Below are 20,616 nucleotides of genomic sequence, written 5' to 3'. Positions count from 1 at the left end.
CAGCGGTTCAGGCATTCGCCGCGACTGCCCCTTCCGTCCAACTCTGCGTCCAAAGTATCCGCAGTCCGTCGCCTTCGCCCTTGAAAAAGGCGTTCGCCTCTGCACAGGCCTCGACCCGGTCACTGCGGAAATTGCGGATTGCCTGCCTCAGTTCACACCAGGCGACGATATTGGCGGTCTGTGAATAATAGATCAGCGCGATCGGGCGGATCGTCCGTTCGGTCGCGCGGCCCATTTCGTCGCGATAATCGAGGGTGAGCTTGCGTTCGTCGCGGATTGCCCGGCGCACGATGGCAAGATCCATCCCCGGAGGAGGCGGAGCGATCGTACCCCAGGCAAACAGCGCCTTGTTCTCCATGGCCTGGCGGAGCGGCGGCGGCACTGCGCCGGCAAGTTTTTGATTGACCCGTCGGGCGGCGAGCTTCAGTTCTTCGTCGCCTGTGCGTTCCAGCAGTGCCAGCGACAGCACGATCGCCTCCGTCTCCTCGATCGAAAACATTAAGGGTGGCAGGTCGAAGCCCGGCCGCATGATGTAGCCGATGCCGCGCTCGCCTTCGATCGGCACGCGCATCGCTTGCAGGGCAGTGATATCGCGGTAGATCGAGCGCACCGTCACCTCCAGCCTCTCGGCCATGGCGGCGGCTGTCATCGGCTTCTTTGCCAGCCGCAATATCTGGATGATCTCGAAAAGCCTGGAGGCCTTGCGCATTTGCCACCCTTTCTCAAAAGCTCCTGACAATACACTGTCAGTTGGCCTGCCGTATAGAGCATCCTATCGAATTGAAATCTATGTGCTTCCTGAAAAGGCACGCAGAAATACGGAACGGACAACTGACATGGATTATCACGAAAGCCTCTGGCTCTACTTCACCCTTCTCTTCGGCATCATCATCGTACCGGGCATGGACATGCTCTTCGTGCTCGCCAACGCGCTGACGGGCGGCACCAGGCGGGGGCTCGCCGCCACCAGCGGCATTATGCTGGGAGGGGCGGTGCATTCGGCGTATGGTGCGGCAGGTGTCGGCATCCTCGTCGCCATGCTGCCCGGTATCTTCAACCTGCTCCTCTTTGCCGGCGTCGGCTATATGATCTGGATCGGCATCTCGCTGATGAAAAGCTCGATCAAGGTCGAGGCGGTCGGCCCCGGCACGGCGCGATCCACCTGGAAGGCGTTCCGGCAGGGTGCGGTCACCTGCCTCGTCAATCCCAAGGCCTATATCTTCGTGCTGGCCGTCTATCCGCAGTTCATAAAGCCGGAATATGGGCCGATCTGGCTGCAGGGGCTGATCATGGGCGTCCTGACCGTGCTCACCCAGTTTGCTGTCTACGGCACGCTTGCGATGACGGCCGGGCGCAGCCGCGATCTCCTGGTGTCCAACCCGAAGACGACCGCCGTCATCGGCCGTCTTGCCGGCCTGCTGCTGGTCGTCATCTCTGCGATCAGCCTCTGGCAGGGCTGGAAAGCGGCCTGATTCCGCCTGTCTTTATCACATTGTTTTTATGAGGGTCCGGTTAAACGTGACTATGCGCCCACATGGATTTTGTCATGATCCCGGTGCAGATTGCGCAGGGCCGGCTTCGCCGGTGGAACAATGGAGAGAGAGAATATGAATTGGAAAGCAGTAGCTGCGGCTATGGCGTTCACCGGCGTTGCCTTTGGCCCGGTTGTGGCCGCCGACGGCACGCATGACGCACGCATTGGGATGATGAAGCAGATCGGCGGCGCAGCAGGTTCTCTCGCTGCCATTGCCAAGGGCACTAAGCCTTATGATGCCGAAGCCGTAAAGACGGCAGTGACGACGATCGCTCAGACGGCGAAGGCTTTCCCGGAGCAGTTCAAACCCGGCACTGAGACGGGCGATAGCGAAGCCAGCCCGAAGATCTGGGAAAACATCGATGACTTCAAGGCTCGTGCCGCAAAACTGTCGACCGATGCCGAAACAGTTCTCGCCCAGCTTCCGACCGATGCTGCAGGCGTCGGCGCTGCTCTCAATACCATCGGCGGCAATTGCGGTGGCTGTCATCAGCTCTATCGCATCAAAAAAGACTGAGCGATAGAGCGCTTCCCGCATGATCCCGTGGTCCGCACTGGCCTTGCCGCCGGTGCGGATTGCCTTATTCTCCCCGAGCGCTGCTGGCCGGCGGATCGGGAATGCCCTTAATGTCGGTAGTAAGGAGAGGCCGCGCATGGTCCGCAGGTTCATCCGCTTGGTGCTCTGTCTCATTGGCGTTGTCGTCATCGGCGGCGCGGCCTTCTATTTCGTCACCGCACCCGATTCGTTGCCGGAAAGCCGATGGGCCAGTCTCGGCGCTCCTGACGTTGCGAATGGCGAAAGGGTTTTCTGGGCCGGCGGCTGCGTCAGCTGTCATGCCGCCCCCGGCGCGCAAGGCGATGCGAAGCTGACGCTTGCCGGTGGCCTCGCACTGAAGAGCCCCTTCGGCACCTTCCATGTCCCGAATATTTCTCCGGATGAACAGGCCGGCATCGGCCGCTGGTCGCTCGCTCAGTTCGGCAACGCCATGAAGCGCGGCGTCGGCCCTGACGGCCAGCATCTCTATCCGTCCTTCCCCTACGGCTCCTACGCGCGCATGAGCGACGAGGATGTCAACGACCTTTTCGCCTATTTGAAAACGCTGCCGAAGAGCAGCAATGTCACCCCGCCGCACGAATTGCCGTTTCCCTTCAACATCCGCCTGGCGCTCGGCGGCTGGAAGCTTCTCTATTTCAACGACCAGCCGCGCGTCGTACTCGCCAACGCTGATGACAAGGTGAAGCGCGGCCAGTATCTGGCCGAAAGTCTTGGCCATTGCGGCGAATGCCACACCCCGCGCGATTCCCTCGGGGGGTTCGTTCGCGACCAGTGGCTTGCCGGCGCCGCAAACCCGGAAGGCAAGGGCCGTATACCAAACATCACACCCGGCTCGAAGAGCATCAGTTCCTGGAGCGAGGCCGATATCACCAACTATCTGCAGACCGGCTTCACCCCCGATTTCGACTCCGCGGGCGGCCAGATGGTGGACGTGCAGCAAAACATCGCCCATCTGCCGCAGTCCGACATCGAAGCGATCTCAGCCTATTTGAAGGCAGTGCCGAATAAGTAGCGTCTGCTTGGGGCAAGCGCCGCAGGCCACACTGGCACAATGAAGCATCCGTCGCTCGAGGAAACAGGCGCCGCCATCGCCCACATGCGGGAGCGCCTCGCTGCGCGCAACGCGGTTCTCGCGCGGTGGTTCACCGATACGCTTGCCGTCATGGAGGCAAAGACTGCGGGCCGTCTCGATGATCCCGTCGATCTTGCGCAGGCAAGGGCTGCGGCCTTTCTGTTCGCGAAGAGCGCGCTTCACCAATGGGCGACCCGCCCGGTGCATGAGGTGGCGCCCACTGACAACCTGCCGAAGGAGGCTCATCCAAATGATCGGCGTGCTCGGTGACGCTCAAGCCGCCTTCGGCTGATGTTCCGCGCCGAGGATCTGCACATAGGTGTCGAGTTCTTCGCTGCCGAAGCCGAGCGCCCGGTAAATCTCAGCCGTAAAAGTAATCGGCGCCGAACCGGGCGCAGTCACGATCATGCCCGATCTTACGGCCTGCGGACCGTCGCGATAATGCGCTTGGCCGCGATAGCCCTCAGCACTGGCAATGAAGTCGGGCGCGTTGCTGGTATGCGGAATATTGTTCAGTGCACCGGCACGTGCCAGTGCCAGCGTCCCGCCGCAGATCGCAGCAGTGACCTTGCCGCGCGCAATGAAATCGTTGATGACGGACGAAAGGTCGGGTGCCTTTTCTGTCTCCCAGATTGTGCCCCCGCAGATAACAAGCGCATCGAAAGCGTCTCCATGCAGGTTTTCGGCTACTGTATCTGCCGCCACCCGCATCCCGCCCATGGAGCGGATTTCTGCGCCTCCGGGACTTGCCGTCACCACATCGAAGCCGAAGTGAGTGCGGGCGGAGGCAGCAAGCTGCCCCACTTCCCAGTCCGCGAAGCCTTCGGTCAGAACCACCGCCAGTCGAGTCATGCTTTCCTCCCTTGCAGGATGGCCGAGCGGCTGGAGCCACTCACGACAGAGCCTGCATATAGCGCATGCCGGTGACCGGGCGAGGGGTGAAGTCCATCTGTTCGTAGAAGCGGTGCGCCTTGAGATTACCGGTTGCGGCGCTGACGGAGAGGTAATCGCAGCCCACAATGCGCGCCGTTTCGCGGGCGCGGTCGACGAGAAGCTGGCCCGTGCCATGGCCGCGATGGCCGTCGCGCACGAAAAGATGATGCAGGTCCATGCCGCGCTTGCCCTCCTGCGCTCTGTAGAGCGGGACGAGGATGGCGTAGCCGATCAGCCCCTCGCTGCCTTCGGCCACAATGGCAGAAATCCAGGGCGTGGTGCCGAAGAGATCGCGCTCGAGCTGTTCCTGGGTCGAGACCGATATGTCGCCATGATGGGCGGCAAGCAGGCCGATCATTTCGTGGAGTTCGGAAATGTCGCGCGGTTTTGCGGCGCGGATCGTCACGACCGGCGGTCGCATGAGTGATATTTCGCTGTCTTCGATTTCAAGCATGGTCTTCGCGTCCTTTTCGAAGTTTATGCCGCCAGGACGCTGCCGATACAACAAAGCCGCCTGACGGCGGCTTGTTGACATTATGATCTGTCTCGGCCGCCCTTTACAGGTACAGCCAAAAATACGAGCGGCTATGGTGCGCGTTCTCGATCATGCGGAGATCAATCCTCCTAAACCGGTCGTTTGTCAATGGGCGGCAGATGGGCGCGGACTGACCATTGCCGGATTGCTTTTTATGGAATGTAGAATAGGGTACCCCACTATCCTATCGGAGATGATCATGTCCCATACGACCCACCAGAAGAAGAAGCTCATCGCCCGTGTCAGCCGCCTCCGAGGTCAGCTCGAGGCCGTCGAGCGCGCGCTGGAAGCTGAGCGTCCATGTGGCGAAATCCTCCAGCTTCTCGCCTCCGTGCGCGGCGCACTGACAGGGCTGACCGGCGAAGTGCTGGACGACCATCTGCACGAACATGTGCTGCAGGCCGTCGACGAGAAGGCGAGGGCGGAAGCGGTCGAGGAAATATCGGAAGTATTGCGCACCTATATCCGCTGAGCCGGATCGATATCGATAAGGAGATGGCGATGATATCAGGAACGAATACCCACGGACATGATCATGTCTTCCTGGGGCGGGACGAACGCCGCATCTGGCTTGTGATCGCGCTGACGGCTGTCATGATGGTGGCCGAAATTACCGCCGGCACGATCTATGGCTCGATGGCGCTGGTCGCCGACGGCTGGCACATGTCCACCCATGCCAGCGCGTTGCTCATTTCTGCGCTCGCCTATCTCTTCGCCCGCAAGCAGGCCCGCAATCCGCGCTTCACGTTCGGCACCGGCAAACTCGGCGATCTCGCCGGTTTTGCGAGTGCCATCATTCTGGCGATGATCGCCCTGCTGATGGGGTGGGAAAGCTTCCTGCGCATCACGTCGCTGGTGCCGATCACCTTCAGCCAGGCGATTGCCGTCGCCGTTATTGGCCTTGCCGTCAACCTCGTCAGTGCCTGGCTCCTCAGTGGTGGCGGCTACGATCATCACCACCACGGTCACGGGCATGATCACCATCACGATCATCATCATAATCATAATCATAATCATAATCACCATGGTCATGCCGACAATAATATTCGCTCTGCCTATATGCACGTCATCGCCGACGCGCTGACCTCGGTGCTTGCCATCGCCGCGCTCACCTTCGGGAGCCTCTATGGCTGGCTCTGGCTTGATCCGCTGATGGGCATTGTCGGCGCTCTGATCATCGCGCAATGGTCCTGGGGACTGATGAAATCTTCGGGCTCCGTGCTGCTCGATGTGCTCTCGGAAGGGGAAACACTGCCGGACGAGATTCGGGACGCGATCGAAGGCGATGGCGACCGCATCACCGATCTTCATGTCTGGCAGGTCGGTCCCGGCCACCATGCCGCGATTGTCGCGGTGCTGACGCCGCAGCCGCGCGATACAGCCTTCTACAAGGAGAGGCTGGCGAGCCTAGACGAGTTGTCGCATGTGACGGTGGAGGTTACGCGCGCTGCCTGATCGCGCCCAAAAGCCGAGATGCCGCCGCAATCGAGCCTTACGCCTGTGATCCTTGATTCCCTGGAGGTCTTCATGAATCACAGCCTCACCCGCCGCAGTTTCATGGGCTCCGCCTTGCTGCTGCCTGCGCTGGGCTTTGGGCCTTGCGTGCGCGCCGAGCAGCAGAACGACGATATCGACAAGCGGCTTGCAGCGCTTGAAGCGCGCATTGGCGGGCGCCTCGGGGTTTCCGTTCTCGACAGCGACACGAATGTTTCATTCGGCTATCGCGGCAGCGAGCCCTTCGCCATGTGCAGCACCTTCAAAGTTCTGGCCGCAGGCCTCGTTCTTGCCCGTGTCGATAAGGGTGATGAAAAGCTCGACCGGCGCGTCATCTACGGCAAGGATAAGCTCGTCACTTATTCGCCCGAGACCGAAAAGCATGCCGGCGGCGACGGCATGACGATGGCCGAGATCTGCAAGGCCGCTATTACGCTGAGCGACAACACGGCCGGCAACCTGATGCTGGAAAGCTTTGGCGGCCCGGCTGCACTCACCGACTGGCTGCGCTCCATCGGCGACGGCACGACGAGGCTCGACCGCACGGAAACGACGCTGAACGAGGCGGCAAAGGGCGATCCGCGCGACACCACGACACCGGATGCCATGCTCGATACGCTCGGCAATATTGCCCTCGGCTCGGTTCTCTCGGAAACCTCCGCAAGTCAGCTGGTCGATTGGATGGTGGCCAATACGACCGGCGGCGCGCGCCTGCGCGCAGGGTTGCCGTCTGATTGGAAGATCGGCGACAAGACCGGAACGGGCGATAACGGTGCGGCCGGCGATATCGCTATCATTTGGCCTCCCAACCGTGGCCCGATCGTCGCCGCCGTCTATATCGCGGAAACGACTGCGAAGATGAATGAGTTCAACCCGGTTTTCGCTGAAGTGGGCAGGATGATCGCGGAGATGGTGTAGGGAAGTGGCCTGATCTTCCAGGGTCTCTCCCTGCCCGTCGGATCGATGTAAATTGGACAGCGATCAATGAAGCCGCGGCGCAGCGCCGCCGTCCGCGGCTTTTGAATTGGTGTTGCAACTCAGGCGCCTGTATTTTCGCCGGCGGCCTGCGTACTCGTCGATTGCGCAGCGGCGGGTTTCTTGTTGCCGTCTCCGCCATCCTCGATACCGGCGAGTTCGCGCTTGATCTGTTCGGCAATTTCTTTCTCGATTGCGGCGCGCTCGTCCGCGGACATCGCATTGAGGTCGTCCTCGGTGAGATTGTGTGCCGCCAGATAACGCGCACGGATGAATTCTTCGGGCGTCATGCTGCTCCACTTGCTGAATTCATCCGCCGCGCGTTTATTTGCCTCCTTGATCGTCGCCTCCTCACCGGAGGGCGGATTGATATAGGTCTCGTTGCCCGCCTGCACTGCCCACATCGTATTGGCGATCGACGGCGGTGTCGTGCTCGGCTGCAGGCCGGCGCCGGATTGGTTGCGCGTGCTGCCGCCGAATTCGTCGGCTTGCTTATTCTTGGATTTGCCCTGCTCGAAAAGCGCACCAAGGCCGGAATAAATTGAAAGGCTGCTACCGATTTCCATGAAAAATCCCCCTGAAAAACGGCAGCAGCATGATCGGGCAAACCTGCCCGGAGCTTGTGTCTCTCCGCTGCCGTACTACGGCAGCGTGTAGGCGATGACATAGTCGCCGGGCTTGGTGCCAACAGACCCATGCCCGCCGGCGACCATGACGACATACTGCTTGTTGTCATCCGTCGTATAGGTCATCGGCGTCGCCTGTCCGCCGGCCGGAAGCCGGGCTTCCCACAATTGCCGTCCGTTCGTCACGTCATAGGCGCGCAGGTAGTTGTCGACGGCTGCACCGAGGAACGCGACGCCGCCCTTGGTTACCATCGGCCCACCAATGCCGGGCACGCCCACTTTGAAGGGGAGGGGCAGCGGCGTCATGTCGTGCACCGTGCCATTCTTGTGCATGTAAGCGATACGGCCGCTACGCAGGTCGACGCCGGCGACATAGCCCCACGGCGGCGCCTGGCAGGGAATCTGCAGCGGCCCGAGGAAGGGACCCATGAACACGCCGTAGGGGGCGCCGTCGTTGCGGTTGAGGCCCTGTTCGCTGCCTTTCTCATCCTGCCCGCGAGGCGGAATATCGGCTGCCGGCACGAGGCGCGAGGTAAAGGCGAGGTAGGTCGGCATGCCGAACATCACCTGCCGCTCCGGATCGATCGCGACCGAGCCCCAGTTGAAGGTGCCGAAATTGCCGGGATAGACAATCGTTCCCTGCAGCGAGGGCGGCGTATAGCGGCCCTCGTACTTGTAGCGGTGGAAATCGATGCGGCAGACAAGCTGGTCGAACAGCGAAACGCCCCACATATCCTTTTCCTGCAGGGGCTCTGGCGAGAAGGTGAGATCGGAGATTGGCTGCGTCGGCGCCGTGTGATCCTCCGGGATCGCTCCGCCAGGTGCCGGGATTTCCTTGAAGGGAATGATCGGCTGGCCGGTACGCCGGTCGAGCACGTAGATATCGCCCTGCTTAGTGGATGCCACCAGAGCCGGTACTGTCGTTCCATCCTGTTTCGTCAGATCGAGCAGCACCGGCTGGGCCGGCACGTCCATGTCCCAGAGATCGTGGTGGACGAACTGCTGCACCCAGCGCAGCTGGCCCGTATTGATGTCGAGCGCCACGACGGAGGAGGAGAACTTCTCGACATTCTCGCTGCGGTTCATGCCGAGCTGGTCCGGGACCTGATTGCCGAGCGGGATATAGACCATGCCGAGCTGGTCGTCGACGCTGAAGACCGACCAGCTGTTCGGCGAATTCGTCGTGTAATGCTGTCCCTCCGGCAATGGCGTCGTCTGGTCCGGATTGCCGGAATCCCAGTTCCAGATCAGCGCGCCGCTGTTGATGTCATAGGCTCGGATGACGCCGGACTGTTCTTTCGTCGAATAGTTGTCGTTCACTGCCCCGCCGATGATGATCTTTCCAGCGACGGCGACCGGCGGTGAGGTGGAGTAATAATAACCGGCCGGATTGTACTGCATGCCGGCCTGTAACTGCAGCACGCCCTGTTCCGCAAAGCCCGTGCAGACCTGCCCGTTGGTGGCATCGAGCGCGATCAGCCGCGCATCCGAAGTCGGCAGGTAGACGCGCTCCTTGCAGGGCTGGCCGGCAGGCGTCGCCTCATCGCTGTAATAGGTCACACCCCGGCAGGTCTGGTGCTGCCGGTCCGGGTTCATGCCGGAATTGGCGTCATATTTCCATTTCTGCTGGCCGGTCTTGGCATCGAGCGCGATCGCCCAATTGTGCGGCGTGCAGAGATAGAGCGTGTTGCCGACCTTCAGCGGCGTCACCTGATAGGTCGTCTCGCCGACGTCGTCGGGCCGTTTCACGTCGCCGGTCTGGTAGCGCCAGGCCTCCTTAAGGGAGGAGACATTCTGAACGGTAATCTGGTCGAGCGGCGAATAGCGCTGGCCGTAGGGCGTGCGGCCATATTGGTGCCATTCGCCATCAGGCACATTGCCGCCGAAGGCCGGCGTGGCGGTAACCGCCTGCGTCGGCAAGTCGTCCGCGAGGTCATGCGGATCCGTCGTCATAGAATAGAGGGCGACGATGATGGCGGCGATAACAGGAATGGCGAGCGGCCAGGGATTGGCGCCGTAGTAGGTACCGGTCGGGCTGCGGAAGCCGAGTGGCCGGCGGATCCAGGGTGTCAGCAGCCAGAGCCCGAAGAGAATGATGAGGCCGCCGCGCGGGCCGAGCTGCCACCAGTCGAACCCGACCTCCCAGATCGCCCAGGCGAGTGCAACGACCACAAGCACGGCATAGACCCAGAGCGCCACCGATTTGCGCATGAGAAGCAGGCCTGCCGTCAGCAGGAACATCAGTCCCGCAAAGAGATAGAAAACGCTGCCGCCGAGCGTGACGAGCCAGAGCCCGCCGGCGCCGAGCGCCAGTCCGAAAATGATGAAAAGGATGGAGGTAATGACGATTGCCATACGGCAGTCTCCCGCTGGTTAGCCGGATCGGAGGATGGCGAAAAACATACGCCGATCAGGCAGGTAGAGCGGAAGGGCTGCCTTTCAACCGCCGCAATTCGCGGCGGTTGAAACTGTCGCACTAATTCGCTTTTGCAAGCTCGCGGTCGATCGCCGAGACGAGACGACTATCGTCAGCCGTCACGTCGGGGGCGAAACGGGCAACGACCTTGCCGTTGCGGCCGACGAGGAATTTCTCGAAGTTCCAGAGGATCTCCTTGTCGTCGGAGGCAAGGCCGGCGCTCTTCAGCCGTTCGCGCATCGGTCCTTCGCCGGTCGTTTCTACGTCTGCGCTGGTCAAGTTCTTATAGAGCGGATGTTTGTCCGGCCCTTTGACGGAAATCTTGGAGTATATCGGGAAATCGACGCCAAAGGTGCTGGTGCAGAAATCCAGAATTTCCGCATCTGTGCCTGGCTCCTGGCCTTTGAAGTCATTGGCCGGGAAGCCGGCGATGACGAAGCCGCGTTCGCGCTTGTCCGCATAGAGCTTTTCAAGCCCTTCATACTGCACGGTCAACCCGCATTTGGATGCGACGTTGACGATGAGCAGCACCTGGCCGCGATATTCGTTGAGCGTCGTCTCGCGCCCCTGAATGGTCTTGACCGGGATATCGAGAAGGTCGGTCATCATTATCTCCAGTTAGTATGGCCAGTTGTTATCGAATTCACTGAAATCAGGTTCCGCAGAAGGTCTGAAGCACCCGCTCTTCGGGCTTCGGCGGCTCCATATAGGCCGCAAATGCCGGCTGCTCATCATAGGGATGCGAAAGAACCGTCAGCAGCGCCTCGAACAACGAGAAATCGCCATCCTGAACGGCAGCCTCGATTGCCTGCTCGACACGGTGGTTGCGCGGAATGAAGGCCGGGTTGGCCCGTTTCATAGCAGCGGCCCGATCCGCGGGCACCTGCGGATCGCGTGATAGTCGCTCGCGCCATTGTAGCAGCCATTCCGCAGTGGCAGCAGGTTCGCGGAAGGTCGCTGCGAAGACGCTCTCTGCCCCCGGATCGCCTGCAAGCGCCGAAAGCCGCCGGAATGTCAGCGTAAAGTCCGCGCCCTGTGCCTGCATCAGCGCCAGCAGCGACTGAATGACTTCAAGGTCGCCGTCCTCGGCTGAATCCAGGCCGATCTTGCCGCGCATACCCTGCAGCCATTGGGCGTGAAACCGCTCGCCATAGGCCTTGATGATGGCATTGGCGTGCTCGATTGCCTTGTCTCTGTCAACATCGATCAGCGGCAGCAGCGCTTCGCCGAGCCGCGCCAGGTTCCATTGCCCGATACCCGGCTGGTTGGCATAGGCGTAGCGCCCATGCTGGTCGATGGAGGAGAAGACCGTCATCGGATCATAGGCGTCCATGAAGGCACAGGGACCGAAATCGATCGTCTCGCCCGAGATCGTCATATTGTCAGTATTCATTACCCCGTGGATGAAGCCGACCTGAAGCCAGCGGGCGATCAGCGCGGCCTGCCGGTTGCAGACAGCCTCGTAGAGCGCAAGATAAGGATTCTCTGCCGCCAGCAACTCGGGATAATGCCGTTCGATCACATAGTCGGCAAGCGCCTTGATGCCATCCTCGTCACCACCAGCGGCAAGATACTGGAAGGTGCCGACGCGGATATGGCTTGCAGCAACGCGCGTGAAGACGGCGCCCGGCAAGACATTCTCACGCCGAACGCCTTCACCGGTCAGTACGGCTGCAAGTGCTCGCGTCGCCGGAATGCCGAGTGCAAACATCGCCTCGCTGATGATATATTCGCGCAAGACTGGGCCAAGCGCTGCCCGCCCGTCCCCCCGACGGGAAAAGGGCGTCTGCCCTGCACCCTTGAGCTGGATATCGCGGCGCTGCCCGTTGCGGTCGATCACCTCCCCGAGCAGGATCGCGCGCCCGTCGCCGAGCAGCGGCACGAAATGGCCGAACTGGTGGCCGGAATAAGCCATAGCGAGCGGCTCGGCACCTTCGGGGATGAGGTTGCCGGAAAAGATCGCAGCGCCGTCGCGCTTCAGAATCTCGACATTAAGTCCCAATTCTTCGGCCAGCGGCACGTTGAGCTTGATGAGCCACGGCTCGGCCACCTGCGTCGGCGCCTGTAATGCGAAGAAGTTCTGCGGCAGCCGCAAGTAGCTATTGTCGAAGCCGAAGGCCGTGTCCGGCCGGTTTTTCTGCAAGGCGGAGGTCATGGCCAATAGGTAGGGCCGCAGGTGCAATTGCGCAAGCCGATCTCGGCTCCAAACCGTTCCCTTCACGAAAGACAAAAAGTGCAAGGAATAGTGATCTGCCTTTCCCTTTCGTCAAAGCAGATTTGCCGTAAAAGAAATAGCGTCGCCATGATTGCAGGCGTATAGCAAACCATCTCCCCTTGGCATTTTTGCCATGTCATCCCCCGCGGCCCTGTCGCCCCGTGTGCTCCGCTGCGCCACTGCGAGTGATCCCTGACGATGTCGGATCAGATTTATCATGCGCCGTTGGCTCGGCGTGCAGCACCCAATTTCCGGGTGATCGCGATGATTGTCGCGAGCGCCATGCTCATGGAAAATGTCGACGCAACGGTGCTGGCGACCGCGCTGCCGACGATGGCGCGCGATTTCGGTGTGGACGCCCCGGCCATGTCGATTGCGCTGACCTCCTACCTGCTCAGCCTGGCGATCTTCATCCCCGCCAGTGGCCGCGTGGCGGATAGTTTCGGCTCGCGCACCGTCTTCCGTTCGGCGATCGCCGTTTTCGTGGTCGGCTCCATCCTCTGCGCCTTCGCGCCGAGCTTGCCGTTCCTGGTGCTTGCGCGCCTTCTGCAGGGCATCGGCGGCGCCATGATGATGCCTGTCGGCCGTCTCGTGCTGATGCGCAGCGTCGATCGCAAAGATATGGTGAGCGCCATGTCCTGGCTTTTGGTACCGGCGCTGATCGGCCCGATCGTTGGCCCGCCACTCGGCGGCTTCATCGTCACCTACCTCGACTGGCGCTGGATTTTCTACATCAACGTGCCGATCGGCATCATCGGCATGATCTTCGTCTCGATCTATATCGACGAAGTGAAGGGCAAGGCCGCTGGTCCTTTCGATACGATCGGCTTCATCCTGTCGGGCATCTCGCTCGGCTCCCTCCTCTTCGGCTTCGAACTGTCGAGCCATGAAGGGCAGGTCTCGCTTTCGATCTTCCTCATCGCGATCGGTCTGCTCTTCGGCATCGCTTATCTGCGCCATGCCCGCAAGCATCCGGCCCCGATCATGGATTTCTCACTGATGAAAGTGCCGAGCTTCGGCATTTCGGTCATTGCCGGTTCGCTGACCCGCATCACGCAGGGCGCGCAGCCCTTCCTGCTGCCGCTGCTCTTCCAGATCGGCTTCGGCCTGTCGGCTGCCGCCGCGGGTCAGATCGTCATTTCCACGGCGCTCGGCGCGCTGTTCATGAAGCCTCTGGCCAAAGCCGTCTTCCGCCGTGTCGGCTTCCGCAGGAGCCTGATTATCAATGGTATTCTCGGCACCATCGGCTACGGCCTCTGCGCCGCCTTCCGGCCGGATTGGCCGATGCCGCTGATCTTCATCGCATTGGTGCTCAGCGCCTTTTTCATGTCGTTCCAGTTCACGGCTTACAATACCATCGCCTATGACGAGATCGGCCAGGAACGCATGAGCTCGGCGACGAGCTTCTACACCACCTTCCAGCAGCTGATGCTCTCGCTCGGTATCTGCATCGGCGCGCTGGCGCTGCATGCCTCGATGGCCTTCAACGGCGTCGAAACGCCCGAGCTTGGCGATTTTTCCACCGCCTTCGTCGTTGTCGCACTCATTTCGATCAGCGCCACCATCTGGAACCTGCGCTTCTCGCCGACGGCAGGCGCAGAGATCAGCGGCTACAAGGCCAAGTAGGGATGCTCTCCTGCAGTCATCGAGCCGCCGCTCGTTGAGCCGACGCCAGCTTTAAGGCTTGCCGTCTTCCATCTCGGCCGCCATGCCGGCGAGCTTGCGTACGGTGTTGAGATTGCGGGAGGTTCCCGCCTTCAGCGCCGGCAGCTTCAGCTTCGAGCGGCCGGAGCCGATGGGATAATGCACATAAATTTCGCGCCCGGCGAGCTTCGCTTCCTCGCCATCGGGCGCGACCATCTTGTCCAGCGCATCCTTCGGTGCCGCTTGCGGCAGGAAGTAGACCAGCAGAAAATTGGGTTTGGCCTCGGGAAAGGGCGCATCGGCGATAATAGCGTCGAGCTCCCTGCGGCTGCGCACCATCACGCCGGGCCGCTTGCCCAACGTCTTCCCGAGGGCCGCGTCGAGCTTTTCCTCGACCGCCTTTTCGGCCTCGTCGGAGTGAAAGAGCACGTTACCGCTCTGGATATAGGTCTTCACATCGGCAAAGCCGAGCCCCTCGCAGATCGCCTTCAGCTCCGCCATCGGCAGGGAGCCTGTGCCGCCGACATTCACGGCTCTCAGCAGCGCAACATAGACTGCCATTTCTCCCTCCCTTGAATGAGTGGCGTGTAGAGAACACGCCACATCTACTCCTCACATCTTGCCCGCTACCTTGACCGCAAACGCATATTCGAATGCGATCTCTTCCAATCGCTGGAAGCGGCCCGAGGCGCCACCGTGGCCGGCATCCATATTGGTCTTGAGCAGGATGGGTGCGGGCCCGGTTGTCTTATCGCGCAGCTTGGCGACCCATTTGGCCGGCTCCCAATAGGTGACGCGCGGGTCGGTCAGGCCACCGAGCGCCAGGATCGGCGGATAGGACTTGGCGCCGACATTGTCATAGGGCGAATAGGCGGCGATCTGCTCGTATTCTTCCTTGCTTTCGATCGGGTTGCCCCATTCCGGCCATTCCGGCGGGGTGAGCGGCAGCGTGTCGTCGAGCATCGTGTTCAAGACGTCGACGAAGGGCACGGCGGCGATCAAGCCGGCGAATTTCTCCGGCGCCATGTTGGCGACCGCACCCATCAGCATGCCGCCGGCCGATCCGCCCTCGGCGATGATGTTCGCGTAGGACGTGAACTTCTCCTGATTCAGATAGTCAGCGGCGGCGATGAAGTCCTTGAACGTGTTGGTCTTCTTGTCCATCTTGCCGTCTTCGTACCAGGCGAAGCCCTTGTCCTTGCCGCCGCGGATGTGGGCAATGGCATAGACGAAGCCGCGATCGGCAAGCGACAGGCAGTTGGTATTGAAGCCGGCCGGAATAGTGATGCCATAGGCGCCATAGCCGTAGAGCAGGCAGGGTGCGGAACCGTCGAGCGGCGTGTCCTTGCGGTAAAGCAACGTCACCGGCACCTTTTCGCCGTCCCATGCCGGCGCGAAGACGCGGCGGGTGACATAATCGTCGGGATTGTGGCCCGATGGGACTTCCTGCGTCTTCAGGAGCGTGCGCTCGCGGGTGACCATATTGTAATCGTAAAGCTGCGAGGGCGTCGTCATCGACGAATAGGAGAAGCGGATGACGTCGGTGTCATATTCGGCGGCGCCCGAAAGGCCGAGCGAATAGGCCTCCTCATCGAAGGCGATCGCATGCTCTTCGCCGGTGCGGCGGTCGCGGATCATGATCTGCGGCAGGCCGTCCTTGCGCTCCAGCCACAGCAGATGGCGTGCATAGGCCATGTGGCTGATGATGAGCGTGCCCGGCTTGTGCGGCACCACTTCGCGCCAGTTCTCCTTGCCCGGCTTGTCAACCGGCGCTTCCATGATCTTGAAATCCTTGGCGCCACTATCGTTGGTGAGGATGTAGAAGACATCGCCGCCTTCCGTCAGCGAATATTCGATGCCTTCCTGGCGCGCGGCCACCAGCGTCGGCTCGGCTGTCAGATCTTTGGTCGAAAGCAGGCGATATTCGCTCGTTTCGTGGTCGTGGATGTCGATGTAAATGAAATCATCGAGCAGCGAACCGCCGACGCCCATGAAGAAGCCGGCATCCGCTTCCTCGTAGACAAGGCGGTCCTCGCTCTGCGGCGTGCCGAGAATATGGTGGAACACTTTCGACGGACGGTGGTTCTCATCGAGCGCCGAATAGAAGAAGCTCTTGCCGTCAGGCGCCCAGACCCCGCCGCCGCCCGTATTCTCGATGAGATCGGGCAGATCCGCCCCCGTCGAGAGGTCGCGAACCCTCAGCGTGAAGAACTCGGAACCCTTGTCGTCATAGCCCCAGATGCCGCGGCTGTGGTCGGTGCAATGGTCAAGGCCGGCGAGGCGGAAATAGGCCTTGCCCGCAGCCTCCTTGTCGCCATCGAGCAGGATGGTGCGGATCGTCTCGTCCCTCACGCTGCCGTCGCGCGGGATGCGGAAATAGCGGGGCTGCTCGCCGCCGGTGACGAAGGAGGTGCCGTAGGCATAGGCGCCATCCTTGACCGGTACGGAACTGTCATCTTCCTTGATGCGGCCGCGCATCTCCGCAAACAACGTCTTCTGCAGCGGCTTGGTGTCTTCCATGGCCGCATTCATGTAGCCGTTTTCGGCTTCCAGATGGGCGCGGATGTCAGGATCGAGGATAGAAGGATCCTTGAACATCGCTTGCCAGTTGTCGGCCCGCAGCCAGGCGTAGTCGTCGGTCCGCGTGATGCCGTGGCGCGTGTCGGAGACGGGTCTTTTTTCAGCGGCGGGCGGGGTAGGCAGGTTCTTGAAAGGGGTCAAGGAAAGCTCCGTAAGGGCGGTATCGGTGGGCAAGAGATAGAGGTGCTGCAGGTTATGATCAAGCGTCGGCCGGTGAACCCTCTTGGGACAGATGGCCGGCGCGTCGCCTTGATGTCACCACATTGTTTGAGAATGTCCGCTGGCCCCGCGCGAAAATTGCACTCGCATCAGGCCCCGGCAGGCAGCCGGCGGCGCGAATAGATAACAGTAAGGTTTCTCCATCATGCCGAAACGTCTGGTCCTGTTTATGTCGCTCGCAAGCCTTGCCGCCTCGTCTGCCCTTGCGGTCGACCCCGCCATCAAGAAGCAGCTCGAAAAGCTGGATCCTGCCACCCGCCTCGAGCAAAGCTGCGATGCCGAAGCCATGAGCCGCATCAACAAGGACGGCACCGGCTTCCGGCCGGACAAGGTCATCGCCTATACGTTCAAGGACCCGATCCCGAGTGACGATCGCCTCGAAGCGCCCGGCGCCGTCTTCCGCAGCAAGGGCGACTGGTACCACCTGTCCTATACCTGCATCACCGGTCCGCAGCACATCAATGTACGCGACCTGAAGTACAAGATCGGTGACAAGGTACCGAAGGATAAGTGGACCAAATATTACCTCTACGATTGAGCCCTCGATCTTTTCCCGCTCTTTCGCATTCCCGTGCCAGGCATAGCGATGCGGGCAGATTGAGACATGAGCCGTCCTTGCCGGGCGGCATCAGGCCACATAGATCGGCTCATGTCTTTGCTTTAACATCAGCTAAAACATCAACCGATCTGATTCTTCATGAACCGACCTCTTCTTGGATCTGCACTGCTGCTTGCTGCTGCCTCTTCGGTGCTTGCTGCGGAAGTTCCACCTGCCGTGCTCGCCCCTCCGCTCATGGCCGCCGGTCCGAAGCTTGTGGAACCGCATCTGCACATCGCCCGCTCGAACGTCACGGGCCATGCCCGCATCGCGCTTACCTTCGATGCCTGCATGGGCGAGGCCGACGAGCGCATTCTCTCGACGCTGGTGAATGAGCGCATTCCCGCGACGATTTTCGTCACGGCGCGCTGGCTGAAGCGCAATCCGAAGGCGGTTGCCGTCTTCCTACAGAATCCCGATCTCTTCGAACTGGAAAATCACGGCGAGAAGCATATCCCGGCCGTCGACAAGCCGGTGCTGGTCTATGGCATCGCAGCTGCCGGCTCGCCCGATGCCGTCAGGCAGGAAGTGGAAGGCGGTGCTGCCGCGATGGTCGCGTCGGGCATTCCGGCGCCCCGCTGGTTCCGTGGCTCGACCGCCAAGTATGACCTCTCGGCCATCGGCCAGATCCGCGCCATGGGTTACCGTATCGCCGGCTATTCCGTGAATGGCGACGGCGGTTCACTGCTCGGTGCTGCGATCACCGAAAAGCGCATTTCCTCTGCCAAGGACGGCGATGTCGTCATCTCCCACATCAACCAGCCGACCCACGCGGCCGGTGCGGGCGTCGCCAGGGCGCTTGTCGATCTCAAGGCCAAGGGTACGGAATTCGTCCGGCTGCAGGATGTTGCCGATACGGGTGACGACAAGACGACCGAATAGGGTAACTCCAGCAACAGCGTGCAGCGGCTTCACATTTGCAATCGGGTGAAAACAAGGATGCCGCGCGGTTATCTCAACTCGTCTCCGGTCCCCGGCCGTTGTCCTTACTTCGGCAATTGCGGCTGCGGTCTTTCCTCGATTACCAGCTCCTCGATGATGGTCATGACGATGAGCGAGAGCGGTAGTGCCAGCATCGCGCCGACTGCCCCCCACATCCACGTCCAGAAGATGATCGCCAGGAAGACGATGAATGGGTTGATCTCCAGCCGCCTGCCCATGACAGCGGGAAAGATCAGGTTCTCCATCACGAGGTGGACAGTGAAGAAGGCTGCAGCCGGCATAAGGCCGATAATGATGGCATCATGGGTAATAACGCCGGCGATCGCTACCGCAAGGGTCATCATCGTTATGCCGAGATAGGGAATGAAACTCGAAAGAAAGGCGAAGAAACCCCAAAGGATGGGCATGGATAGCCCACCCGCATAGGCGATAACGGTCATCATGAAGCCGAGCGCCACATAGATCAGCGAAGCAGTGGCGAAATAGAAGCCGAGCGCCTGCTCTACCGCGTTGATGACGCGGATGGCCGCAAGCCGCTGCGCACGGGTGCGAAAGGTCATGATGATCGTCTTGCGCAGGCTCACGCGGCTTGCCAGAAAGAGCAGCAGCGCTGCAAAGAAGATCAGTCCCTGCACCAGCGCCGGCGTCAGGTTCGTCGTCACGACATGCAGCACGTTGCCGGTGTTTTCCAGCAGCGCATCGATGGACATCGGCCCGCTCTGGAAGGTCGCGGGCGTGATGTGCAGCCATTCGATCCGCTCCAGATAGGGCATGATGCGCTGGGCGGTGTGCCCGATGAAGTCAGGCGCTTCATTGGCAAGCGTGGCCAGCGGTCCGGCAAGCGAATTGATCAGCAGAGCGATGACGAGCGCGACGCTGGTTGAGAGGATCACCGCATTCGCGAGCCGCGGAACGCCCATCTTCGAGAGCTTCTCCGCCGCCATACCGAGGATCATGCCGACGACCACGGCGAGCGTGATCGGGATCAGGATCAGCGACATCAGATAGACCGCCGCTAATCCAAGGATACCGAAAATGCCGATGATGGCCCACGCCATGCTGACATCGAGCCCGTCCTTCTCGACACGCCGCATCGGTGCCTGTGGAAGCTCCTCGGCAGCTTCCTGAAACGTTCGTGCCCATGCGCTGGTATGGCGCTCGCCGAGGCGGATATTGTTTGCCTGTTTCCGGATGCCGTTGGCGATGCCCATGTGCGATATGTCCCCGAAGCCCCATTGCCTCGCCAATCAACGCGCAGGGGGTGCCGCCGGTTCCCCGGGAGGTTAAAGGCCTCTAGGCGGCTCGCTGCCGCCCGATGAAATCCACGAAGGCACGCAGCGGCGGCGGCATCTGGCGCCGGCTGGGATAATAGAGGTGGAAGCCGGGAAAGGGGGGTGTCCAGTCGTCCAGCATGCTGACCAGCCGGCCGGAGACGAGATGGTCCGCCACGTGATAATCGAAGAGATAGCCGATCCCCACGCCATCGAGCACGGCCCGCAGCATCAGATCGTTGTCGGTGGTGCTGAGCGGCCCTGTGACGGCCACTTCGAGCTTTTCGTCCCCACGCTCGAATTCCCAGTGATAGAGGCTGCCATCCGTCGGCCAGCGGGAGACGACGCAAGAGTGGTCGCGCAGGTCGCGTGGCGTTTCCGGCACGCCGTGGCGCGCGATGTAGTCGGGCGAGGCGATGACGACGAGCCGCATCTCGCCGCCGAGCTTCACGCTTACCATGTCCTTTTCCACCATCTCACCCAGCCGGATGCCAGCATCGAAACGGCCGGCGACGATGTCGGAAAGTCTGTCATCCACGATAATGTCGATGGCGATATCGGGATAGGCCGCGTGGAAGGGGGCGATCAACGGCGCCAGCCTGTGCACGATCGCGACCCGAGGCGCGTTGATGCGCAGGAGACCGGCTGGCTTATCGCGCAGCGCCGCAACGTCCGCTACCGCCCGGTCGAGATCGGCAAGGGCCGGCAAGAGCCGGGTAAGCAGGCGCTGGCCAGCCTCGCTCGGCGCGACGCTGCGGGTCGTGCGGTTGAGCAGCCGGATGCCCATCCGTTCTTCGAGTGTGCGGATCGTCTGGCTGAGTGCGGAGGCCGACATGCCGAGCCGCGCGGCCGCGCGGGCAAAATTTCCCTGTTCGGCAACTGCCGCAAAAGCCCTGAGTTCCGCATAGTCGCTGCCGCGCATTATGTTCTATTTTCTAAAGAAGCCATGCTGATAATGTAGCATTGTTGTCAGTATCGGCAACGCGCATCTTCTGTCTGCAACACA

At 61.2% G+C, this 20,616-nt stretch carries 21 protein-coding genes; 10 read left to right on the top strand and 11 right to left on the bottom strand.

Features of this window, described 5'->3' with window-relative positions; genetic code table 11:
- Nucleotides 1–7: 7 nt before the first annotated feature.
- Nucleotides 8–709 carry a helix-turn-helix transcriptional regulator gene (locus tag JNB85_RS14900; protein ID WP_220335089.1) on the bottom strand — a complete coding sequence of 234 codons (702 nt, stop codon included), beginning with the start codon at nucleotides 707–709 and terminating at the stop codon, nucleotides 8–10.
- Between the two features lie 127 nt (nucleotides 710–836).
- Here JNB85_RS14900 and JNB85_RS14895 point away from each other — a divergent pair, with 127 nt between their 5' ends.
- The 4 genes from JNB85_RS14895 (at nucleotide 837) to JNB85_RS14880 (ending at nucleotide 3,432) form a co-directional block, all read left to right on the top strand.
- The gene (locus tag JNB85_RS14895; protein ID WP_220335087.1) at nucleotides 837–1,472 is read left to right on the top strand and encodes a LysE family translocator; all 636 of its coding nucleotides are present in this window, start codon (nucleotides 837–839) and stop codon (nucleotides 1,470–1,472) included.
- A 135-nt stretch (nucleotides 1,473–1,607) separates the two neighbouring features.
- Nucleotides 1,608–2,051, top strand: a complete 444-nt coding sequence (locus JNB85_RS14890; RefSeq protein ID WP_220335086.1) for a c-type cytochrome — start codon at nucleotides 1,608–1,610, stop codon at nucleotides 2,049–2,051.
- Between the two features lie 136 nt (nucleotides 2,052–2,187).
- Complete coding sequence (locus JNB85_RS14885) at nucleotides 2,188–3,102, top strand: cytochrome c (protein WP_220335085.1); 915 nt, start codon at nucleotides 2,188–2,190, stop codon at nucleotides 3,100–3,102.
- Nucleotides 3,103–3,141: 39 nt separating this feature from the next.
- Nucleotides 3,142–3,432 carry a hypothetical protein gene (locus tag JNB85_RS14880; protein WP_220335083.1) on the top strand — a complete coding sequence of 97 codons (291 nt, stop codon included), beginning with the start codon at nucleotides 3,142–3,144 and terminating at the stop codon, nucleotides 3,430–3,432.
- Nucleotides 3,433–3,435: 3 nt separating this feature from the next.
- On the opposite strand, the gene JNB85_RS14875 is transcribed toward JNB85_RS14880, so the two are convergent.
- Nucleotides 3,436–4,014 carry a type 1 glutamine amidotransferase family protein gene (locus tag JNB85_RS14875; protein WP_220335082.1) on the bottom strand — a complete coding sequence of 193 codons (579 nt, stop codon included), beginning with the start codon at nucleotides 4,012–4,014 and terminating at the stop codon, nucleotides 3,436–3,438.
- Between the two features lie 40 nt (nucleotides 4,015–4,054).
- Complete coding sequence (locus tag JNB85_RS14870) at nucleotides 4,055–4,549, bottom strand: GNAT family N-acetyltransferase (protein WP_220335080.1); 495 nt, start codon at nucleotides 4,547–4,549, stop codon at nucleotides 4,055–4,057.
- A gap of 280 nt (nucleotides 4,550–4,829) precedes the next feature.
- On the opposite strand from JNB85_RS14870, the gene dmeR reads away from it, so the two are divergent.
- The 3 genes from dmeR (at nucleotide 4,830) to bla (ending at nucleotide 7,042) form a co-directional block, all read left to right on the top strand.
- Nucleotides 4,830–5,102 (top strand): Ni(II)/Co(II)-sensing transcriptional repressor DmeR, encoded by a 273-nt coding sequence (gene dmeR, locus JNB85_RS14865; RefSeq protein WP_220335078.1) that lies wholly within the window; start codon nucleotides 4,830–4,832, stop codon nucleotides 5,100–5,102.
- 29 nt (nucleotides 5,103–5,131) lie between these two features.
- A complete protein-coding gene (gene dmeF / locus JNB85_RS14860) occupies nucleotides 5,132–6,085 on the top strand; it encodes a CDF family Co(II)/Ni(II) efflux transporter DmeF (protein ID WP_220335076.1) in 954 nt (317 codons plus the stop codon).
- A 72-nt stretch (nucleotides 6,086–6,157) separates the two neighbouring features.
- Nucleotides 6,158–7,042, top strand: coding sequence for a class A beta-lactamase (gene bla / locus JNB85_RS14855; protein ID WP_220335074.1), 885 nt, complete (start codon nucleotides 6,158–6,160; stop codon nucleotides 7,040–7,042).
- A gap of 119 nt (nucleotides 7,043–7,161) precedes the next feature.
- Here bla and JNB85_RS14850 read toward each other — a convergent pair whose 3' ends face one another.
- From JNB85_RS14850 to JNB85_RS14835, 4 genes are all read right to left on the bottom strand, one after another.
- A complete protein-coding gene (locus JNB85_RS14850) occupies nucleotides 7,162–7,665 on the bottom strand; it encodes a hypothetical protein (protein ID WP_223216510.1) in 504 nt (167 codons plus the stop codon).
- Between the two features lie 75 nt (nucleotides 7,666–7,740).
- A complete protein-coding gene (locus tag JNB85_RS14845; protein WP_220335072.1) occupies nucleotides 7,741–10,080 on the bottom strand; it encodes a glucose/quinate/shikimate family membrane-bound PQQ-dependent dehydrogenase in 2,340 nt (779 codons plus the stop codon).
- A gap of 121 nt (nucleotides 10,081–10,201) precedes the next feature.
- The gene (locus tag JNB85_RS14840) at nucleotides 10,202–10,750 is read right to left on the bottom strand and encodes a glutathione peroxidase (RefSeq protein ID WP_275957763.1); all 549 of its coding nucleotides are present in this window, start codon (nucleotides 10,748–10,750) and stop codon (nucleotides 10,202–10,204) included.
- A gap of 43 nt (nucleotides 10,751–10,793) precedes the next feature.
- On the bottom strand, nucleotides 10,794–12,296 hold the full coding sequence (locus JNB85_RS14835) for a protein adenylyltransferase SelO (protein ID WP_220335490.1): 1,503 nt from the start codon (nucleotides 12,294–12,296) through the stop codon (nucleotides 10,794–10,796).
- A 258-nt stretch (nucleotides 12,297–12,554) separates the two neighbouring features.
- Between JNB85_RS14835 and JNB85_RS14830 the strand changes: the two genes are divergently transcribed.
- The gene (locus JNB85_RS14830; protein WP_220335069.1) at nucleotides 12,555–13,982 is read left to right on the top strand and encodes an MDR family MFS transporter; all 1,428 of its coding nucleotides are present in this window, start codon (nucleotides 12,555–12,557) and stop codon (nucleotides 13,980–13,982) included.
- 51 nt (nucleotides 13,983–14,033) lie between these two features.
- Here JNB85_RS14830 and JNB85_RS14825 read toward each other — a convergent pair whose 3' ends face one another.
- Both JNB85_RS14825 and JNB85_RS14820 read right to left on the bottom strand, forming a co-directional pair.
- On the bottom strand, nucleotides 14,034–14,561 hold the full coding sequence (locus tag JNB85_RS14825; RefSeq protein WP_220335068.1) for a DUF1697 domain-containing protein: 528 nt from the start codon (nucleotides 14,559–14,561) through the stop codon (nucleotides 14,034–14,036).
- Nucleotides 14,562–14,612: 51 nt separating this feature from the next.
- On the bottom strand, nucleotides 14,613–16,721 hold the full coding sequence (locus JNB85_RS14820) for a S9 family peptidase (RefSeq protein WP_220335066.1): 2,109 nt from the start codon (nucleotides 16,719–16,721) through the stop codon (nucleotides 14,613–14,615).
- 223 nt (nucleotides 16,722–16,944) lie between these two features.
- Between JNB85_RS14820 and JNB85_RS14815 the strand changes: the two genes are divergently transcribed.
- Entirely contained in the window at nucleotides 16,945–17,337 is a 393-nt protein-coding gene (locus JNB85_RS14815; protein ID WP_220335064.1) for a DUF930 domain-containing protein, read from the top strand.
- Nucleotides 17,338–17,496: 159 nt separating this feature from the next.
- Nucleotides 17,497–18,279 carry a polysaccharide deacetylase family protein gene (locus tag JNB85_RS14810; protein WP_220335063.1) on the top strand — a complete coding sequence of 261 codons (783 nt, stop codon included), beginning with the start codon at nucleotides 17,497–17,499 and terminating at the stop codon, nucleotides 18,277–18,279.
- 104 nt (nucleotides 18,280–18,383) lie between these two features.
- On the opposite strand, the gene JNB85_RS14805 is transcribed toward JNB85_RS14810, so the two are convergent.
- Nucleotides 18,384–19,550 carry an AI-2E family transporter gene (locus JNB85_RS14805; RefSeq protein WP_220335061.1) on the bottom strand — a complete coding sequence of 389 codons (1,167 nt, stop codon included), beginning with the start codon at nucleotides 19,548–19,550 and terminating at the stop codon, nucleotides 18,384–18,386.
- A gap of 82 nt (nucleotides 19,551–19,632) precedes the next feature.
- Entirely contained in the window at nucleotides 19,633–20,532 is a 900-nt protein-coding gene (locus JNB85_RS14800) for a LysR family transcriptional regulator (RefSeq protein WP_220335059.1), read from the bottom strand.
- Between the last annotated feature and the right edge of the window lie 84 nt (nucleotides 20,533–20,616).

It is taken from the genome of Rhizobium mesosinicum (assembly GCF_019511345.1).
Taxonomy (GTDB): Bacteria; Pseudomonadota; Alphaproteobacteria; order Rhizobiales; family Rhizobiaceae; genus Rhizobium; species Rhizobium mesosinicum.
This window is presented reverse-complemented; position numbering and strand designations above follow the sequence as displayed.

Bases quoted from the DNA above. Each gene is read 5' to 3' on its own strand.
- JNB85_RS14800 (WP_220335059.1), bottom strand. From the start codon at position 20,532: ATGCGCGGCAGCGACTATGCGGAACTCAGGGCTTTTGCGGCAGTTGCC.
- JNB85_RS14870 (WP_220335080.1), bottom strand. From the start codon at position 4,549: ATGCTTGAAATCGAAGACAGCGAAATATCACTCATGCGACCGCCGGTC.
- JNB85_RS14810 (WP_220335063.1), top strand. From the start codon at position 17,497: ATGAACCGACCTCTTCTTGGATCTGCACTGCTGCTTGCTGCTGCCTCT.
- JNB85_RS14900 (WP_220335089.1), bottom strand. From the start codon at position 709: ATGCGCAAGGCCTCCAGGCTTTTCGAGATCATCCAGATATTGCGGCTG.
- dmeR (WP_220335078.1), top strand. From the start codon at position 4,830: ATGTCCCATACGACCCACCAGAAGAAGAAGCTCATCGCCCGTGTCAGC.
- JNB85_RS14830 (WP_220335069.1), top strand. From the start codon at position 12,555: ATGTCGGATCAGATTTATCATGCGCCGTTGGCTCGGCGTGCAGCACCC.
- JNB85_RS14815 (WP_220335064.1), top strand. From the start codon at position 16,945: ATGCCGAAACGTCTGGTCCTGTTTATGTCGCTCGCAAGCCTTGCCGCC.
- JNB85_RS14875 (WP_220335082.1), bottom strand. From the start codon at position 4,014: ATGACTCGACTGGCGGTGGTTCTGACCGAAGGCTTCGCGGACTGGGAA.
- JNB85_RS14805 (WP_220335061.1), bottom strand. From the start codon at position 19,550: ATGGGCATCGCCAACGGCATCCGGAAACAGGCAAACAATATCCGCCTC.
- JNB85_RS14825 (WP_220335068.1), bottom strand. From the start codon at position 14,561: ATGGCAGTCTATGTTGCGCTGCTGAGAGCCGTGAATGTCGGCGGCACA.
- JNB85_RS14885 (WP_220335085.1), top strand. From the start codon at position 2,188: ATGGTCCGCAGGTTCATCCGCTTGGTGCTCTGTCTCATTGGCGTTGTC.
- JNB85_RS14840 (WP_275957763.1), bottom strand. From the start codon at position 10,750: ATGATGACCGACCTTCTCGATATCCCGGTCAAGACCATTCAGGGGCGC.
- JNB85_RS14835 (WP_220335490.1), bottom strand. From the start codon at position 12,296: ATGACCTCCGCCTTGCAGAAAAACCGGCCGGACACGGCCTTCGGCTTC.
- JNB85_RS14850 (WP_223216510.1), bottom strand. From the start codon at position 7,665: ATGGAAATCGGTAGCAGCCTTTCAATTTATTCCGGCCTTGGTGCGCTT.
- JNB85_RS14880 (WP_220335083.1), top strand. From the start codon at position 3,142: ATGAAGCATCCGTCGCTCGAGGAAACAGGCGCCGCCATCGCCCACATG.
- JNB85_RS14890 (WP_220335086.1), top strand. From the start codon at position 1,608: ATGAATTGGAAAGCAGTAGCTGCGGCTATGGCGTTCACCGGCGTTGCC.
- JNB85_RS14845 (WP_220335072.1), bottom strand. From the start codon at position 10,080: ATGGCAATCGTCATTACCTCCATCCTTTTCATCATTTTCGGACTGGCG.
- bla (WP_220335074.1), top strand. From the start codon at position 6,158: ATGAATCACAGCCTCACCCGCCGCAGTTTCATGGGCTCCGCCTTGCTG.
- JNB85_RS14895 (WP_220335087.1), top strand. From the start codon at position 837: ATGGATTATCACGAAAGCCTCTGGCTCTACTTCACCCTTCTCTTCGGC.
- dmeF (WP_220335076.1), top strand. From the start codon at position 5,132: ATGATATCAGGAACGAATACCCACGGACATGATCATGTCTTCCTGGGG.